This window comes from Kurthia sp. ISK08 (genome assembly GCF_046159805.1).
In the GTDB taxonomy this organism is placed as follows: domain Bacteria; phylum Bacillota; class Bacilli; order Bacillales_A; family Planococcaceae; genus Kurthia; species Kurthia gibsonii.
In genome coordinates, this window is record NZ_JBJXHL010000007.1 from 17,432 (window position 1) to 35,299 (window position 17,868).

Genomic DNA, 17,868 nt, shown 5'->3' on the forward strand with positions numbered 1-17,868 from the left:
AGAATATAGAAAATACAGACAATTAAGGGATGGTGGAATTTATATGGTACGTGTAATTGCGATGGCTAATCAAAAAGGCGGTGTTGGTAAAACAACCACAACGATTAATTTGAGTGCAGGTTTGGCTAGTTTAGGACAACGTGTTTTAATTGTTGATTTAGATCCACAAGGAAATGCAACAAGTGGATTAGGTGTGGATAAAAGTACAATCGAACAATCTATTTATGACGTATTAGTTCGAGATGTACACATCAATCAAGTTATACATAAAACCAATACATCTAATCTATCCATTGTACCGACGACAATCGCGCTTGCAGGTGCAGAAATTGAATTAGTCTCTATTATTTCACGTGAATCGCGTTTAAAGAAAGCGTTAGAAGAAATAAAGGATCAGTTTGATTATATTGTAATTGATTGTCCACCATCTTTAGGATTATTAACGTTAAACGCACTGACAGCATCGGATGAAGTAATGATTCCAGTACAATGTGAATATTATGCTTTAGAAGGTTTGAGTCAGTTATTATCCACAATTACATTAGTACAAAAACATTTGAATCAAGATTTGAAAATTGCTGGTGTTTTACTCACAATGTTTGATATAAGAACAAACTTAAGCACACAAGTAGCAGATGAAGTGCGTCAATTTTTTGGTAATCAAGTTTATCAAACAGTTATTCCAAGAAATGTTCGTTTGAGTGAAGCACCAAGTCATGGCGAATCTATTTTAGAATATGATGCAAAATCAAAAGGTGCGCTCGTTTATTTAGAATTAGCAAAGGAAGTGAATCAGATTGGCTAAAGGTTTAGGAAAAGGATTAAATGCCTTATTTAATACAGATGAAGTAGTTGCAGGGGAAAAAGTTGAGAAGATTCCAGTACGTGATATTAAACCAAACCCGTATCAACCACGTAAAGAATTTAAAAAAGAAGCGCTAGAAGAATTAGCAGAATCAATTAAAGAACATGGGGTTTTACAACCAGTAGTTGTTCGTAAACAAGGAAAAGGCTATGAACTAGTTGTAGGAGAACGACGATTTAGAGCTGCTAAAATGGCTTTGCAAAAAGAAATTCCGGCAATTATTCGCGAATTCAATCAACAACAAATGATGGAGTTAGCTATTTTAGAAAATTTACAGCGTGAAGATTTAACAGCATTGGAAGAAGCAGAGGCCTATCAAAATTTAATGGAGAACTTGAATTTTACACAAGAACAATTGGCACAGCGTTTAGGAAAAAGCCGTCCCTATATTGCGAATCAAGTTCGCTTACTATCGCTACCAAAAGATGTTCAACAATTAATAGCAGAACAAATAATTACACCAGGACATGGTCGTACATTACTAGGTTTAAAACGCAATAAGCTCATTTCACAAGTAGCAGCTAAAGTTGTTCAACAAGGATTAAATGTTCGTCAGTTAGAAGCGCTTGTTCAACAATATAATGAAGATGTTTCACGTGAAACGAAAGAAAAACCTAAAAAGGATTTATTTTTACAAGAGCGTGAAGATCAATTGCGTGATGTCTTTGGAACAAGTGTTGTAATCACAAAAGGAAAGAAAAAAGGGAAAATTGAAATTGAATTTTTCTCAGAAGACGATTTAGAACGCATTTTAGAAATACTTGAAAAGTAATAGGATATAAAAAGCAGTGCAATAAAATCTTCTGCACAATTAAAGGAATCGTTTGACTTAAATTAAAATTTTATAAAATCTCCATAGTGATTTATCGCATCTATAACATAATTTTTATATAATCAAACGAGTGAAAGTGAGGGATTTTATTTGTCTAATTTGTATGGAGATGCCAAAAGTCAATTATATAAATGGGTTATGAATAAGCTAACAGATGAGGATATGTGGGTGGCATTAGGAACAGGATTGTTAAAAATTATTGCCATTACAATTTGTTCAATTATTTTAGTAAAGCTCGGAAATCATATGATAAAAAAAGCATTTGATTTACGGATTCACGCACCTGCAAAAATGACGCAGCAGCGTGAACGTCGATATGAAACGATTTTGAAATTACTTCAAAGCGTCATTACGTATGTTGTGTACTTTACAGCCATTTTAGCCATTTTATCTGTTATGCAAGTAAAAGTTGCTGGATTATTGGCAGGAGCTGGTATTGTTGGTTTAGCAGTTGGATTCGGTGCGCAAAGTTTAGTAAAAGATGTTATTACAGGGTTCTTCATTATATTTGAGGATCAATTTGGTGTTGGGGACTTCATTAAAGTTGCTGGAGTACAGGGAACAGTTATTGAAATTGGATTACGCACTACAAAAATTCGTGGAATTGAAGGCGAGATAAATATTATTCCGAATGGCTCCATTTTAGAAGTTGTTAACTGCTCTGTGAATAACTCCGTTGCAATTGTGGATATTAGTGTGGCATACAATGCAGATATCAACAAAGCTGAACGGTTAATTGAAGAATATCTAGACGGTTTAGTGGAACGTTATGAAGATGTCGTGACACGACCTAATTTATTAGGTGTTCAAAATGTGAATGGAGCAGAAATTACATTACGTATGTCAGTCGAAACATTACCAATGCGTCACTTTGCTACAGCTAATTTAATACGTAAAGATATTAAAGAAATTTTTGATGAAAATCATATTGAAATTCCATATCCTAAAATGATGGTTTATGAACGAGATACTACAAAAAATAAAGAGGAGGAAAAATAAGAGTGCAAGCAAAAGTGTATAATTTAGGCGATATCGTTGAAATGAAAAAAGCACATCCATGTGGCACAAACGAATGGAAGATTATTCGATTAGGTGCAGACATTCGAATTAAATGTGTTGGATGTCAACATAGCGTGATGATTCCACGTCGTGAATTTGAGAAAAAAATGAAAAAAGTACTTGTACAAGCGAATCCAGAAGACAATTAGACTTTTACGATAGAAGTCACTATAATAAGACGAGTTGAAAATTTGAAAACAAACAAACTGAAGGGTTGTGACATATATGGCTTTAACAGCCGGTATTGTCGGTTTACCAAACGTAGGTAAATCAACATTATTTAATGCAATTACAAAAGCAGGAGCACTTGCTGCAAACTATCCATTCGCAACAATTGATCCAAACGTAGGAATCGTGGAAGTACCTGATGCACGTCTTGATAAATTAACAGAATTAGTTGAACCAAAGAAAACAGTTCCAACTTCTTTTGAATTTACAGACATCGCGGGTATTGTAAAAGGCGCTAGCCAAGGTGAAGGTTTAGGAAATAAATTCTTATCTCATATTCGTGAAGTAGATGCGATTACACAAGTAGTTCGCTGCTTTGAAGATGAGAATATTACACACGTAGCAGGTAAAGTAGATCCAATCAGCGACATCGAAGTAATTAACTTAGAATTAATCCTAGCTGATTTAGAATCTGTGGATAAACGCTACGCAAAAGTAAGTAAATTAGCGAAACAAAAAGATAAAGAATCAATGGAAGAAGCAGCAGTTCTTGAAAAGCTAAAAGATGCTTTTGCGAACGAAATGCCAGCTCGCTCTGTTGAACTAACAGATGAAGAAAAGAAAATTGTAAAAGGTTTAAGCCTACTAACTTTAAAACCTGCTCTTTATGTAGCGAACGTTTCTGAAGATGAAGTATCAGATTCAGAAGAAAATGAATATATAAAACAAGTTCGTGAATATGCAGCTAAAGAAGGCGCTGAAGTAATCGTTGTTTGTGCGAAGATTGAGGAAGAGATTGCACAATTAGATGATGAAGAAAAAGCAATGTTCTTAGAAGAATTAGGGATTGAAGAATCAGGTTTAGATCAATTAATTAAAGCAGCATATAGCTTATTAGGTTTAGCTACATACTTTACTGCAGGTGTACAAGAAGTACGTGCTTGGACATTCCGTAAAGGTATGAAAGCACCACAATGTGCTGGTGTTATTCACTCTGATTTTGAGCGTGGATTTATCCGTGCAGAAACGGTATCATTTGATGATTTAGTAGAATATGGTTCAAAACCAGCAGCAAAAGAAGCTGGACGTTTACGTTTAGAAGGTAAAGAATATGTTGTACAAGACGGCGATGTAATGGAATTCTTATTCAACGTATAAAATAAAGAAAACTCGAAATCAATCGGTTTCGAGTTTTTTTGTATAGAAATGTAGTTTAGGATGCTCAGTATCATCTTGAATATAGTAGGCATCATCTATACGTTTTAATTGTTTGTACATATAAAAATCACCAATTGCACCTACCATAAGCCAAGCACCCACTAATGTAAGTGGTGTGTAATCAAAATAAATGCCGCAAATAGTAGGAACTACTCCTGTCACCCAAAAAGGTAGTAGAAGTGCTTTTCGCATCGCTTTATTTGGCATTAATTTTGTTGTTGTAGCATAAGCTACACCCATTTGTAAGTTCACGCCCATTTTCAAACTTTTTAAAGGAGCGTGTCCAAATAGTACAAAACCAATGAGATGACAAATTTCATGTAAAAACATAAAGAGTATGTAAAGTAGAATGACAATTAATGTACCGATTAGAAAATTGATAATTGTAAATGTGAAATTTTGATGGATTACAAATTGAAGAACTAATACAAATAGCGTTAAAATGATTGTCCATCGTGTCATAGGTTTAACGATTTCTTCGATTTTTAATTCAAATTCACCGACTTTTTCGAAATTTCCCATGAAAAATCATCTCCTTTTATTCTTAGTATATTCGATATGAAGTTATTGCACTATGGATATCCCTATGTTACAATTTAACGATGTGAGTAGTATTAAATACTAGCTCCTTGCCTTTACTCAATGAGTCTAGGCCTAAGTCCATAAGGAGGTGCTTAATAATGAGAAAATACGAATTAATGTACATTATTCGTCCAAACATCGAAGAAGAAGCGAAAGCAGCTTTAGTTGAACGTTTCAACACAATCTTAACTTCAAACGGTGCAGAACTTAATGAATCAAAAGATTGGGGTAAACGTCGTTTAGCTTACGAAATCAATGACTTCCGTGAAGGTTTCTACCAAATCATGAAAGTTACTGCTCCAGCTGCGGCAATCGATGAGTATACTCGTTTAGCTAACATCAACGAAGATATCATCCGCCACATCGCTGTTCGCGAAGAAGAAAAGTAATAACATCGATATAAAATAGATAAGGAGGTTGATTTCTGATGATTAACCGTGTTGTATTAGTTGGAAGACTTACAAAAGATCCAGAGCTTCGTTATACGCCATCTGGTGTAGCAGTTGCACGTTTTACACTTGCTGTAAACCGTACATTCTCGAACCAACAAGGCGAAAGACAAGCAGACTTCATTAATATCGTCGTTTGGCGTAAGCAAGCCGAAAACACAGCTAATTTCCTTCGTAAAGGTTCTTTAGCGGGTGTTGAGGGTCGCATCCAAACAGGTAGTTATGATGGTCAAGATGGTAAAAAAGTTTACACAACTGAAGTTGTTGCAGATAGCGTACAGTTCTTAGAACCTCGCAATGCAGGCGGCGGTGCTCCACAAACGAACCAACAATTTGGTGACCAACCATCGTATGGTGGCGGTCAATCGTATAACCAAGCACCACAGCAAAACAATTATCAGCAAAATCAATCACCAAATCAACAAAACTATACACGTGTAGAACAAGATCCATTTGCGATGCCAAATGATCAAGGTAAAGTTGACATCTCAGATGACGATTTACCATTCTAATCGTGTACAAATTTAAACAAGGAGGGGACATATACTATGGCACCACGTAGAGGAGGCCGCAAACGCCGTAAAGTTTGCTATTTCACTGCTAACAACATTAAACACATCGATTACAAAGATGTTGATTTACTAAAAAAATTCATCTCTGAACGAGGAAAAATTCTTCCTCGTCGTGTAACAGGTACAAGTGCGAAATACCAACGTAAATTAACACTTGCTATCAAAACTTCACGCGTAATGGCTTTACTTCCATTCACAACTGATGATAAATAAGTAATTGAGAGAGACTAGGGCATATTGTCCTGGTCTTTTTTTATGCGATTTTCTAATATATGTCTTTTGAAAGTAGTCATTTGCTTTTTTGTTTGCAATTGGGAAACATGGTACAATAAACAGATAAAATATTCATGTTGAAACAAAAAAGGAAGATTAAAAATGACGCAAGATCCTAAAGTTCGGCAGCTAACAACAGGTGCAATGATGGCCGCAATGTTTGTACTTTTAACACTGCTAAGTAGTTTACCTGTCATTTCACTTATTTTTACATGGTTTATTCCATTACCGATTATTTTGTACGTGTATCGTTATTCATGGAAAAGTGGATTACTTGTCATTGTAGCGGGTACAATGGTGAACTTCTTAATTGTAGGTATATTAGCAATGTTGATTAGTGCTTTATTTGCTATTATTGGTCTCGCAATCGGTTATACATTGCATAACAAAAGAAGTAAAACAGAAGTGTTTTTAGCGACGAGTTTAGCTACGTTGGTAGCGATGGCTGGAATTATTGTTGCTTATATGCAGTTTACAGGTATTAATTTAATTACAGATACATTAAAGCAGTTAAAGTCGGCTGTGTATAAAAATGTGGAATTATCAGAGCAAATGGCTAAATTAACAAATACTAAATCGACATTTACGAATGAAATGGCCGCAAATATTGTGAAAATGTTCACAGATACAATGCCTGCTATGTTATTTTTGTCGACATTTATTTTAGCGTGGTTATTAATCACAATTAATTTCCCTGTTATAAAAAAATTGCGTGTTCCTGTACCAAAGTTTCCACCAATCAAAGACTTAAGACTACCAAGAATGTTACTACTCTTTTATTTTGCTATTTTATTAGTGCAATTTATTGTGAAACCTGAAGATGGTACATATCTATATCTTGTTTATGTAAATGCATATTTATTATTGTCGATGTTATTCTTTTTACAGGGTGTTTCATTTATTCACTTTATGGTAGCACGTTCTGAAATGCCAAAAGCAGTAGCATGGGTTGCAACAATTTTTGCAATTCCATTGAATTCGTTTATCACGTTACTGGGTATAATAGATTTAGGGTTTGGACTTCGCGCATTACTAGGCGATAAGAAGACAAAATAGGAGATGAGAACTATGGGTACTCGATTTAGACAAAGACCAATAAGATATCCTCTTTTAATTTTATCGCTGTTGATGATCGCAAGTATTGTGGGTCTTATTGTGTGGCATCCCATCATTGGTACGTTATATGGAGTTTTAGTAATCGCTACGACATTTGTTTCTTGGAAGTATGAGAAAAACACATACGAGGAAACGGAACGTCATATTGCGATGCTGAGTTATCGTTTGGAAAACGTGGGAGAAAAAGCACTCCTTGAAATGCCAATTGGTATCATTTTAATTGATGATGAAACAACAATTGAATGGGCAAATCCACATATTAAAAAGATGATGAACGGTGATGAATTGATTGGCCGCGATTTATCTTTTATATCAGATGAATTAATCTCATTAACAGCACATGAAGATTTACATGAAATGAATGCAACAGTAGAAGATCGTCAATATCGTGTATTATTCAAAAGAGAAGAGAAACTTCTATATTTCTTTGATATTACAGAGCAAGTTGAAATTGAAGAATTGTATTATGAAGATCGTACAGTTTTAGCCGTGCTATTTATTGATAACTATGATGAAATTACGCAAGGTATGGATGACCAAACACGTAGTCAGACGAACACATTGATTACATCACTTGTGAATAAGTGGGGATCCTATCACGATATTTATATTAAACGTATTTCGTCAGATCGTTTTATGGCGGTTATGAATGAATCCATTTTATCGAATTTAGAAAAAAAGAAATTTGCAATTTTAGATGATATTCGTGAAATCACTGCTCAACAAAACTTATCACTTACATTAAGTATTGGTGTAGGCGCTGGCTCACCTTCTTTAACAGAGTTAGGCGAGTTAGCACAATCGAGTTTAGATCTTGTTTTAGGACGTGGTGGAGATCAGGTTGCGATTAAACAACCTGATGGAAAGGTGAAATTCTATGGTGGTAAAACAAACCCTGTAGAAAAACGTACGCGTGTAAGAGCGCGTGTTATCTCACATGCTTTACGTGATTTGATTCAAGATAGTGATCAAGTATTTGTAATGGGGCATAAGATGCCTGATATGGATGCGATTGGTTCATCTATTGGTGTACGAAAGATGGCGGATATGAATAAAGTCGATGGATATGTTGTCATCGATTTTGACCAAATTGATCAAAGTATTAATCGTTTGATGCAAGTTGTTAAAGATAAGTCTGATTTGTACGATCGATTTTTATCACCAGATCAAGTGCTAGATAAAATGACAGATAAGTCGCTCGTTGTCATTGTCGATACACATAAGCCGAGTATGACGATTGACGAACGCATTGTAAATCAAGCGAGTAAGGTTGTCGTGATTGACCATCATCGTCGTGGTGAGGAATTTATTGACCGTCCAATGCTTGTATATATGGAGCCATATGCTTCTTCAACAGCAGAACTAATCACAGAATTACTCGAATACCAACCTAAGAACGATAAGATTTCGATGTTAGAAGCAACAGCACTACTAGCAGGGATTATTGTCGATACGAAATCATTTACGCTTAGAACGGGTGCTAGGACGTTTGAGGCTGCATCATATTTACGAACAAACGGTGCAGATACTATTCTAGTTCAACGCTTACTAAAAGAAGATTTAAATACGTATTTAGAACGCGCACAAATTGTCAAAACAGCAGAATTTGTGCATAATGGCATTGTGATTGCACATGGTGAAAAAGACCAAGTATATAATTCAGTATTAATTGCACAAACGGCTGATATTTTACTTACGATGAAAGACATTTCAGCGTCCTTTGTTGTCGCACCGAGAAGTGATGGTAAAATAGGTATTAGCGCACGCTCTTTAGGCGAGATTAACGTTCAAATCATTATGGAAGCACTTGGAGGTGGCGGTCATTTAACAAATGCAGCTACACAATTACAAGTGGATACCATCGAAGAAGCAATCGAGCGTTTAAAGAAAGCAATTGATGAAACATTAGAGGGGAGTCAAGAATCATGAAAGTAATTTTCTTAAAAGACGTTAAAGGACAAGGTAAAAAAGGTGAGGTTAAAGAAGTATCAGATGGTTACGCACGTAACGTATTATTAAAAAATAAATCAGCTGTAGAAGCTACACCTCAAGCAATGAGCCAATTACAAGGTCAAAAGCGTAAAGAGCAGCAAAACGCAGAAGCAGAATTACAAGCTGCTAAAGATTTAAAAGTAAAAGTAGAAGAATTAACAGTAGAATTAAAATCAAAAACAGGCGAAGGTGGTCGTCTATTTGGTTCAATTACATCAAAACAAATTGCAGATGAATTAAATAAAGCGCATGGTATTAAAGTAGATAAGCGCAAAATGGATTTACCAGAAGCAATTCGTACATTGGGTGTAACAAAAGTTCCTGTGAAATTACATCCAGAAGTTACAGCAACATTGAAAGTGCATGTAACAGAGCAAAAATAAGGGGAGACAAATATGAATAATGATCCATTAATGGACCGTATTCCACCGCACAACCAAGAAGCTGAGCAATCAGTATTGGGTGCGATCTTCCTTGAACCACAGGCTTTAATTACAGCCTCTGAAACATTATTAGCAGATGATTTTTATCAAGCAGCGCATCGTTTGATTTTTGAAACGATGCTACGCTTGAGTGATTTAGGAAAAGCCATCGATGTCGTAACCGTAACGGAAGAACTTTCAAGCCGTAATCAATTAGACGATGTCGGTGGTATTTCATATATGACGGAATTAGCCAATGCCGTACCGACAGCGGCTAACATCGCGTACTATTCAGAAATCGTTGCCCAAAAATCATTACTGCGTAAGTTAATTCGTACAGCTACAAAAATTGTAGAAGATAGTTTTACAAGAGAAGATGAAGTAGCAGAATTATTAGCTGAAGCTGAAAAGCAAATAATGGAAGTAGCCAATCGTAGTAATTCAGGGGACTTTAAGCATGTAAAAGATGTTCTTGTACAGACGTACGAGAATGTGGAAAAGCTCCAAAATCGTAAAGGAGACATTACGGGTATTCCAACAGGTTTCCGCGACTTAGATCGCTTAACAGCTGGTTTTCAGCGTGGTGATCTCATCATTGTAGCAGCCAGACCATCTGTAGGTAAGACAGCATTTGCCTTGAATGTTGCACAAGCAGTAGGGACGCAAACAACTGAGAATGTAGCCATATTCTCACTAGAGATGGGTGCAGATCAACTTGTTATGCGTATGTTGTGTGCTGAAGGTAATATTGATGCACAAGTATTACGTACAGGTGCATTAACAACAGAAGACTGGCGAAAATTAACGATGGCTATGGGAAGTTTATCGCATGCAGGTATTTATATTGATGATGCGGCTGGTGTCCGTGTAAATGAAATTCGAGCTAAATGTCGGCGCTTAAAACAAGAAAGTGGTCTTGGGATGATCTTAATTGATTATCTTCAGTTAATTCAGGGTAGTGGTTCATCAGGACAGAACCGTCAACAAGAGGTTTCTGAGATTTCACGTTCTCTTAAAGCACTTGCTAGGGAGCTTGAAGTACCTGTTATTGCTTTATCGCAGTTATCACGTGGTGTAGAGCAACGACAAGATAAACGTCCGATGATGTCTGATTTACGTGAATCAGGTTCGATTGAGCAAGATGCGGATATCGTTGCTTTCTTATATCGTGAAGACTATTATGATAAAGAAACGGAAGATGCTAATACAATTGAGATTATTGTAGCAAAGCAACGTAATGGTCCAACAGATACAGTAAAATTAGCATTTAAAAAAGAATTTAATAAGTTTGTGAGTGTTGATTGGTCTCAAGAATCACCACCAGCGAGTTACTAACATTAAATACGAACATTTTCAATTGTAAAAATGAAATCTGTTCGTATTTTTAATTGACTTTTTAGAAGATGGTTGTTAAAATAACTTTTGTTTTTAATCAGGATACACAAAGTATCTGACGGAGGTGCTGTATAAAATGACATCAGTAGTAGTAGTAGGAACGCAATGGGGAGACGAAGGTAAAGGGAAGATTACAGACTTTCTTTCAAAACAAGCAGATATCATTGCACGTTTTTCAGGCGGTGACAATGCAGGTCATACAATTCAATTCGAAGGCGAAACATATAAGCTTCATTTAATTCCATCAGGTATTTTTTATTCAGATAAGCGCTCGGTAATGGGTAATGGAATGGTAATCAATCCAGAATCTTTAGTAAAAGAATTAAAAGGATTGCAAGAACGTGGTGTGGATACGTCAAATCTACGTATTTCAAATCGTGCGCACGTCATTTTACCGTACCACATTCATCAAGATAAAGTAGACGAAGCTTCACGTGGCGATGCAAAAATCGGTACAACATGTAAAGGTATTGGGCCATGTTATACAGATAAAGTACAACGTATTGGTATTCGTATTGCAGACTTACTTGATAAGGATGTATTTGAAGAAAAATTACGTACAAACTTAGAATTGAAAAACCGTTTATTCACGAAATTCTACGAAGTAGAAGGATTAGAGTTTGATGATATTTTTGAAAAATTCTATGCGTATGGTCAAGAGATTGCTCCTTATGTAACAGATACTTCTAAGATCTTAAATGATGTCATGGATGAAGGCGGCAAAGTATTATTTGAAGGTGCTCAAGGCGTACTATTAGATGTAGATCATGGAACATATCCATATGTAACATCTTCAAACCCAGTAGCAGGTGGTGTTACAACAGGTACAGGTGTTGGCCCAGCTTCTATTAATCGTGTAATCGGCGTATCAAAAGCATATACTTCACGTGTAGGTGATGGTCCATTCCCAACTGAACTATTTGATGAAGTAGGGAACCAAATTCGCGAGGTCGGTCGTGAATACGGTACAACAACAGGTCGTCCACGCCGTGTTGGTTGGTTTGATACAGTGGTTGTACGTCACTCTCGTCGTGTTTCAGGTATTACAGACCTAGCACTAAACTCAATTGACGTTTTATCAGGTTTAGATACAGTGAAAATTTGTGTAGCTTACGATTACAATGGTGAACGTATTACAGAATATCCTGCAAACTTACACATTATTGAACAATGCAAACCGATTTATGAAGAACTTCCTGGATGGGACGAAGATATCACAGGTGTTCGTCGTTTAGAAGATTTACCGGAAAACGCACGTAAGTATGTAGAGCGTGTAAGTGAATTAACAGGTATTCGAATTGCTACATTCTCAGTTGGTCCTGACCGTGATCAAACGAATGTATTATTAAATATTTGGGACGAGATTTAGTATCATATAAAGAAAGCAGGAATCGCATGAGAAGCGGTTCCTGCTTTTTTATACCTACGTATCAAAACGAAGATAACGAATCCCGAATTTAATTCCTGCAAGGGTTAAGGCTGTACCTAAACCTGTATAGAAATATGCAATAAAGGATTCGGGCATTAAATTCATGACACGAATGGTAATACCGAGTGTCATCATAACAGCCATGATAATAAACGATTTTAAATCAAAGAAATACCAAAAATATTGTTTTTCTGTCTCATAGCCAGCAATTCGAATCGTATGTTTATTAACGAGGCGATTAAAAATCAAAAACCAAAACAAACAAAAGACAATAATTGATAAAATAATATTGAGGGCAGTTATATGTCCAACATAAGCAAGTAAGCCAATGCGTACAATATTAATTCCTGCAATAAGCCATACAAAACAAGCAATGAGAAGTAATGTACGATTCTTAACCAAAGATGGGCCACCTTTCCTTAAATGTTTGGAAAATGAAGTTGATTCATGTCGAATAGTACCCTTTTGGATTATTTTCATAACAAAAGTATATGTATAGAAAGTTTCAATTTCTTTACAATACAATTTCAAAATGGGTAGTATTTATAATATATGATAAGTTAGAAGAGTTCATTCTTATGTATTATAATATTTCCTGGGGAATAAATTACAAAATATTACCTAAAGGTGCGTCAGAATTGAAATCATGTTAGAGTAAATAGAGAGTGAATGTAAATAAAACAGTGTATTTTAGAGAGAAAGGATGAAAGAATTTGGATAAGAAAATCTTAGTAGTGGATGATGAAAAACCGATTGCAGATATATTACAATTTAATTTAACAAAAGAAGGTTACAGTGTAGTAACAGCTTATGATGGTGATGAAGCTTTAGAAAAAGTAGAAGCAGAAAAACCAGATTTAATCTTATTAGACATCATGTTACCAAAACGAGATGGTATGGAAGTAGTGCGTGAGGTACGTAAAAAATACGACACACCAATTATTATGATTACAGCGAAAGACTCTGAAATTGATAAAGTTTTGGGTTTAGAGCTTGGTGCGGATGATTATGTAACGAAGCCGTTTAGTACACGTGAGTTAGTTGCGCGTGTCAAAGCAAATATGCGTCGCCATCAAACAACAGCGACTGTTGAAGAGGAAGAAGAGTCTTCAAATGATATTGTTGTAGGTTCATTGACGATCCAACCAGAAGCTTATTTAGTTTTAAAGAGAGATGAAACAATTGAATTAACACATCGTGAATTTGAATTGTTACATTATTTAGCGAAACATATCGGACAAGTGATGACACGAGAACATTTATTACAAACTGTTTGGGGTTATGACTATTTCGGTGATGTACGAACAGTTGACGTAACAATTCGACGTCTACGTGAAAAAATTGAGGATAATCCAAGTCATCCAGCATGGATTGTAACACGTCGTGGTGTGGGGTACTATTTGAGAAATCCTGAACAGGAGTAATGTTGAATGCAAAAGGTAGGTTTTTTTAAATCTGTACACGCAAAAGTTGTATTGATTTATGTACTTTTAATATTGATTGCCATGCAAATTATGGGGTTATACTTTGCGAATAAATTAGAGACTACGCTTAAGCACAACTTTACGCATTCCGTAACAGATCGTCTTAAGCTAGTCGATTTTAGCGTGAAAGAAGAAATGGTTAAGTCACGTGAAGAAAATGATGGGACACTGGAATCCAATTTACGCGATATTCTAGGTGGATTGTCTTCTGGTTCGGGAGATATTAGTGAAATTCGTGTAATCGATTCACATAATAGAATCTTAGCGACTTCAGATAATAACAGTCAATCGATTATTGGCCAGCGTTCCGCAGAAAGCGCAGTGACTTCAGCGCTTTCTACATCATCACCAATTGAAAAGATGGCGATTGATAAAAAGACTGATAAACGCGTATGGATTATTGCAAAACCTATTCAATCACAAGGAAAAACAATTGGTGTCATCTATGTTAAAGCCAATATTGAAACGGTATTTGAACAAATGGCTACGATTAATAAAATTCTCGCCGTAGGTACAGCAATTGCTTTATTAATTACAATTATTTTAGGCGTTTTCATCGCTAAGACGATTACAAAACCAATTTCGGATATGCGTAGGCAAGCTGTTGCAATGGCAAAAGGGAATTATTCGAGAAAGGTTAAAGTATACGGGAATGACGAAATCGGTCAGCTGGCTGTATCTTTTAACCATTTAACGAATCGCTTACAAGAGGCGCACTCAACGACTGAAGGTGAGAGAAGGAAGTTAGCATCTGTCTTAACGAATATGACAGATGGTGTAATTGCAACAGATCGTAAAGGAAAAATTATTTTGATTAACGCGCCTGCACAGAAATTACTTGCGACTGAAAATAATGAATTAATGGGACGACAAATTACAGAGATTCTGGGCTTAGATGAAGAATACACATTTGAAGATTTGATTCATATGCAAGAGGCTGTGAATTTAGATTTTAGCACGCAAGACCGCCCTTATATTTGGCGAGCAAACTTCTCTGTTATTCAAAAAGAGACAGGTTTTGTGAATGGTTTAATTGCCGTATTACATGACATCACAGAACAAGAAAAAATTGAAATGGAACGTCGTGACTTCGTTTCAAATGTATCACATGAGTTACGCACACCGCTTACAACGATGCGCAGTTATTTAGAAGCGCTAGCAGATGGTGCATGGCGTGATGAAAATATTGCACCAACATTTTTAAATGTAACACGTACAGAAACAGAGCGTATGATTCGTCTGGTTACAGACTTACTGCAACTATCTCGTATGGATAGTCGTGAATATGAATTGAATACAGATTTCGTTGATTTCGTTAAATTCTTTGATCGTATTATTAATCGATTTGAGATGTCGAAATCTAAAGAAGTAGAATTTATTCGTGAGCTACCAACTACACCTATTTATGTTGAAATTGATACGGATAAAATCACACAAGTTATTGATAATATTATTTCAAATGCGTTGAAGTATTCACCAGATGGTGGATCTATTCGCTTTAAATTAACAAATATTGATGACGAGATTTTAGTCGAAATTAAAGATACGGGTATGGGAATTCCAAAAGAGAATGTTGATCGCATTTTTGACCGCTTCTATCGCGTAGATAAAGCACGCGCGCGCTCTATGGGTGGAACAGGTCTTGGACTAGCCATTTCACGTGAAATGATTAATGCACATGGTGGACGCATCTGGGCTGAATCAGTAGAGGGAAAAGGCACATCTGTATTCTTTACATTACCAAATAATGCAGAAGAGGATGGTGAGTGGGAATAATGAAGTATTTAGAACAAAGTAAAACCGTTGTATTAATTATTCTAGTTGGTCTAAGTATTTTATTAACATTCTCCATTTGGTCATACCATCCAAACTATGAAAAAGTAGAAAAGCCAGAGCCAGCAGGTGTACTGATGGACAAAAAACGAACATTACCTGAAATTATTCAGCCTGCTCGTCTATTAATTCATCAAGAAGGTGACTGGCGTGGAACCATTGATACAGAAGAAATGGCTCCACTATTTACTGAGATGAAGAAATGGCAACTGACGGATATTTCAACTGTTAGTAGTAACTTTAATTTACAAAAATTAAATGATCAACTATTAGTAGATCAACGAATTGTTCTTCAATTCGATGGAGAAGTACCAATGCCTGTATTTCAAAGTTTACTTCCTGTGACAAGTAAGAAAGTACCTGAAATTAATTTCGATCAGGTCATTATCAGTTGGTCTACAGAAGAATCAGATATCCCTAAGAATGAATTAACAATTCTTTTTTCTAATGTAAAACAGAAGCAGTTATACAGAGGAAAAGTGAAAGTGAAAAGTGAGAACGGTTTTAAAAATGATGTGTTAGGATCATTCCAAGATTTAGCATCATATGAACCAATTCAAAGAGATAATGCAAATACACTATTCTTACCAACTCAAACGCAAAAATTAACACAGTATAAATATCTGATTTCAGCGATTAGCATTGAGGATTTTAAAAATGCACTCTTTACGATGCCAGGTATTGTAAAGATGAGTCCAGATTTAGAAGCAGGTATTGATAAATACACTGATGATAAATCGATTATGACAATTGATAAAAATCGCTATCTCGCAACATTTGTAGATGCGACAGCTACAGAGAATCAAGAAAATATTCAAAAGAGTAATTTGATTGCATCAACGTTTAATTTTATTAACTTACACGGTGGCTGGACAGGCGATTATCGTTATGCCAACGTGGACTATAATGCACAAGAAGTAGTGTATCAACTGTATATAGAAAATTTACCAGTGCTAAAAACAGATTTAGGTACAGCTAAAATTGAAGCATTCTGGGGGAATGGTCGCATCTATCGTTACATTCGTCCGACATATAAATTAGCTTATTTACCACAAGAGGAAAATAAGGAGATTAAGCTAATTTCAGGTATTGATGTCGTTCAAAAACTGATGGCAAGTAATGAAATTGACTTCAATAAAATTACTGCACTTCGTGTTGGATTAACAATGAAACAAGATGAAGGGCGCTCATCTATTTATTTATTTGAACCGACATGGTTTTATCGTTTAGATGGTGTATGGTATCCAATTAACCCGAAAGATGCACAAGTAGGAGGTGATACAGATGGATTGGAGTAAAACAAAAACCATCTTTATCATCGTATTCTCTATTTTGAATGTATTCTTATACTCGGTGTATATTAATAATTACAATGAAGAACAAGAGCTAGAAGTACTTGGTGAATCCAATATTGAGAGTGATTTAAAAAATGCGAATATCTCAGTAGGGAATTTACCTGTTTCGACGGAGAAAGTAACATACGTATCAGGAAAAATTAATACCTTTGATAATTTTGATTTTGATCAAGTGACGAAAAATCAAATTATTACAGTAAGTGATAATATGATTATTGAAGGAACAATGAAAAAACCAGAAAAACTAGAAGCGCTAAATGAAAAAACACTAACTGAGTTCTTAAAAAGGACGGTTTTCAAAGGTGAAGAATATCGACTATGGCAGATTAATAAATCGGCACGCGAAGCGACATTTTTCCAAGTGATGAACGATAAAACAATCTTTTATAATCAAAGTGCGACCATTAAAGTTTATTGGTCTGAAAAAGAAGAGATTACAAAGTATGAGCAAACGATGTTTGGTTCTTTAAAAGCTGTTGGTGAGAAAAGTATGTTGATTAAACCAATTCAAGCGATTAAAACTATTTTTGAAAAAGGTTATTTAAAAGACCATACAACCATTTCATTTGTGAATTTGGGCTATTCAACATTAGTTCCATTAACAGAAACGCAAGTATTGTCTCCAACATGGCATATTCGTGCTATGGTACCAGATGAAAATGGACGTAAAAAACAACAGGACTTTTTTGTGAACGCAGTAGATAATCAAATATTAGATATTGAAAAAAATATTCAATTCAAAAATAAAGCAGCTACGGATGTAGAATATAAAGAGAGAGTTCGCTCAAATGTAGATGCAAAGCAATCTGAATTAAGTAAGTAAG

Annotated in this window: 19 protein-coding genes; 17 read left to right on the plus strand and 2 right to left on the minus strand. The window is 35.5% G+C overall.

From position 1 onward, the window contains the following. The first annotated feature begins 43 nt into the window (after positions 1-43). From ACKVQX_RS12235 to ychF, 5 genes are all read left to right on the plus strand, one after another. Positions 44-805: a ParA family protein gene (locus ACKVQX_RS12235; protein WP_068456883.1), complete on the plus strand. Its 762-nt coding sequence runs from the start codon at positions 44-46 to the stop codon at positions 803-805. Continuing rightward, complete coding sequence (locus tag ACKVQX_RS12240) at positions 798-1,637, plus strand: ParB/RepB/Spo0J family partition protein (protein ID WP_068456888.1); 840 nt, start codon at positions 798-800, stop codon at positions 1,635-1,637. Before ACKVQX_RS12235 ends, ACKVQX_RS12240 begins: the two co-directional genes overlap by 8 nt. A 150-nt stretch (positions 1,638-1,787) precedes the next feature. Next, a complete protein-coding gene (locus tag ACKVQX_RS12245; RefSeq protein WP_231726963.1) occupies positions 1,788-2,696 on the plus strand; it encodes a mechanosensitive ion channel family protein in 909 nt (302 codons plus the stop codon). 2 nt (positions 2,697-2,698) lie between these two features. Beyond that, the gene (locus ACKVQX_RS12250) at positions 2,699-2,905 is read left to right on the plus strand and encodes a DUF951 domain-containing protein (protein ID WP_068456891.1); all 207 of its coding nucleotides are present in this window, start codon (positions 2,699-2,701) and stop codon (positions 2,903-2,905) included. 76 nt (positions 2,906-2,981) lie between these two features. After that, on the plus strand, positions 2,982-4,082 hold the full coding sequence (ychF, locus tag ACKVQX_RS12255; protein WP_368634449.1) for a redox-regulated ATPase YchF: 1,101 nt from the start codon (positions 2,982-2,984) through the stop codon (positions 4,080-4,082). Between the two features lie 18 nt (positions 4,083-4,100). Here ychF and ACKVQX_RS12260 read toward each other — a convergent pair whose 3' ends face one another. Beyond that, positions 4,101-4,664 carry a DUF3267 domain-containing protein gene (locus tag ACKVQX_RS12260; protein ID WP_068456896.1) on the minus strand — a complete coding sequence of 188 codons (564 nt, stop codon included), beginning with the start codon at positions 4,662-4,664 and terminating at the stop codon, positions 4,101-4,103. A 158-nt stretch (positions 4,665-4,822) separates the two neighbouring features. Here ACKVQX_RS12260 and rpsF point away from each other — a divergent pair, with 158 nt between their 5' ends. The 8 genes from rpsF to ACKVQX_RS12300 all read left to right on the plus strand — a co-directional run bounded on the left by rpsF (position 4,823) and on the right by ACKVQX_RS12300 (position 12,312). Beyond that, positions 4,823-5,113, plus strand: a complete 291-nt coding sequence (gene rpsF, locus ACKVQX_RS12265) for a 30S ribosomal protein S6 (RefSeq protein WP_068456899.1) — start codon at positions 4,823-4,825, stop codon at positions 5,111-5,113. 38 nt (positions 5,114-5,151) lie between these two features. After that, positions 5,152-5,685 carry a single-stranded DNA-binding protein gene (ssb, locus tag ACKVQX_RS12270; RefSeq protein ID WP_068456903.1) on the plus strand — a complete coding sequence of 178 codons (534 nt, stop codon included), beginning with the start codon at positions 5,152-5,154 and terminating at the stop codon, positions 5,683-5,685. Positions 5,686-5,721: 36 nt separating this feature from the next. Continuing rightward, positions 5,722-5,958 carry a 30S ribosomal protein S18 gene (gene rpsR / locus ACKVQX_RS12275; RefSeq protein WP_068456906.1) on the plus strand — a complete coding sequence of 79 codons (237 nt, stop codon included), beginning with the start codon at positions 5,722-5,724 and terminating at the stop codon, positions 5,956-5,958. 162 nt (positions 5,959-6,120) lie between these two features. Then, positions 6,121-7,074, plus strand: a complete 954-nt coding sequence (locus ACKVQX_RS12280; protein ID WP_068456909.1) for a YybS family protein — start codon at positions 6,121-6,123, stop codon at positions 7,072-7,074. A gap of 12 nt (positions 7,075-7,086) precedes the next feature. After that, positions 7,087-9,063 carry a DHH family phosphoesterase gene (locus tag ACKVQX_RS12285; protein ID WP_068456912.1) on the plus strand — a complete coding sequence of 659 codons (1,977 nt, stop codon included), beginning with the start codon at positions 7,087-7,089 and terminating at the stop codon, positions 9,061-9,063. Beyond that, the gene (gene rplI / locus ACKVQX_RS12290; RefSeq protein WP_068456915.1) at positions 9,060-9,509 is read left to right on the plus strand and encodes a 50S ribosomal protein L9; all 450 of its coding nucleotides are present in this window, start codon (positions 9,060-9,062) and stop codon (positions 9,507-9,509) included. The genes ACKVQX_RS12285 and rplI overlap by 4 nt, the downstream gene beginning before the upstream one ends. 12 nt (positions 9,510-9,521) lie before the next feature. Next, positions 9,522-10,883, plus strand: coding sequence for a replicative DNA helicase (gene dnaB, locus ACKVQX_RS12295; protein ID WP_068456918.1), 1,362 nt, complete (start codon positions 9,522-9,524; stop codon positions 10,881-10,883). A 136-nt stretch (positions 10,884-11,019) separates the two neighbouring features. Then, positions 11,020-12,312 carry an adenylosuccinate synthase gene (locus ACKVQX_RS12300; protein ID WP_068456921.1) on the plus strand — a complete coding sequence of 431 codons (1,293 nt, stop codon included), beginning with the start codon at positions 11,020-11,022 and terminating at the stop codon, positions 12,310-12,312. 54 nt (positions 12,313-12,366) lie between these two features. Here the strand turns inward: ACKVQX_RS12300 and ACKVQX_RS12305 are convergent, their stop codons facing one another. Then, positions 12,367-12,774 carry a hypothetical protein gene (locus tag ACKVQX_RS12305; protein ID WP_068456923.1) on the minus strand — a complete coding sequence of 136 codons (408 nt, stop codon included), beginning with the start codon at positions 12,772-12,774 and terminating at the stop codon, positions 12,367-12,369. 311 nt (positions 12,775-13,085) lie between these two features. Between ACKVQX_RS12305 and yycF the strand changes: the two genes are divergently transcribed. The 4 genes from yycF to ACKVQX_RS12325 are packed head-to-tail and all read left to right on the plus strand — an operon-like array spanning position 13,086 to position 17,867. Beyond that, the gene (yycF, locus tag ACKVQX_RS12310) at positions 13,086-13,796 is read left to right on the plus strand and encodes a response regulator YycF (RefSeq protein WP_068456927.1); all 711 of its coding nucleotides are present in this window, start codon (positions 13,086-13,088) and stop codon (positions 13,794-13,796) included. 6 nt (positions 13,797-13,802) lie between these two features. Next, entirely contained in the window at positions 13,803-15,632 is a 1,830-nt protein-coding gene (walK, locus tag ACKVQX_RS12315) for a cell wall metabolism sensor histidine kinase WalK (RefSeq protein WP_068456929.1), read from the plus strand. Continuing rightward, a complete protein-coding gene (locus ACKVQX_RS12320; protein WP_087682060.1) occupies positions 15,632-16,987 on the plus strand; it encodes a YycH family regulatory protein in 1,356 nt (451 codons plus the stop codon). Before walK ends, ACKVQX_RS12320 begins: the two co-directional genes overlap by 1 nt. Continuing rightward, the gene (locus tag ACKVQX_RS12325; RefSeq protein ID WP_087682059.1) at positions 16,974-17,867 is read left to right on the plus strand and encodes a two-component system regulatory protein YycI; all 894 of its coding nucleotides are present in this window, start codon (positions 16,974-16,976) and stop codon (positions 17,865-17,867) included. Before ACKVQX_RS12320 ends, ACKVQX_RS12325 begins: the two co-directional genes overlap by 14 nt. The last annotated feature ends 1 nt before the right edge of the window (position 17,868 follow it).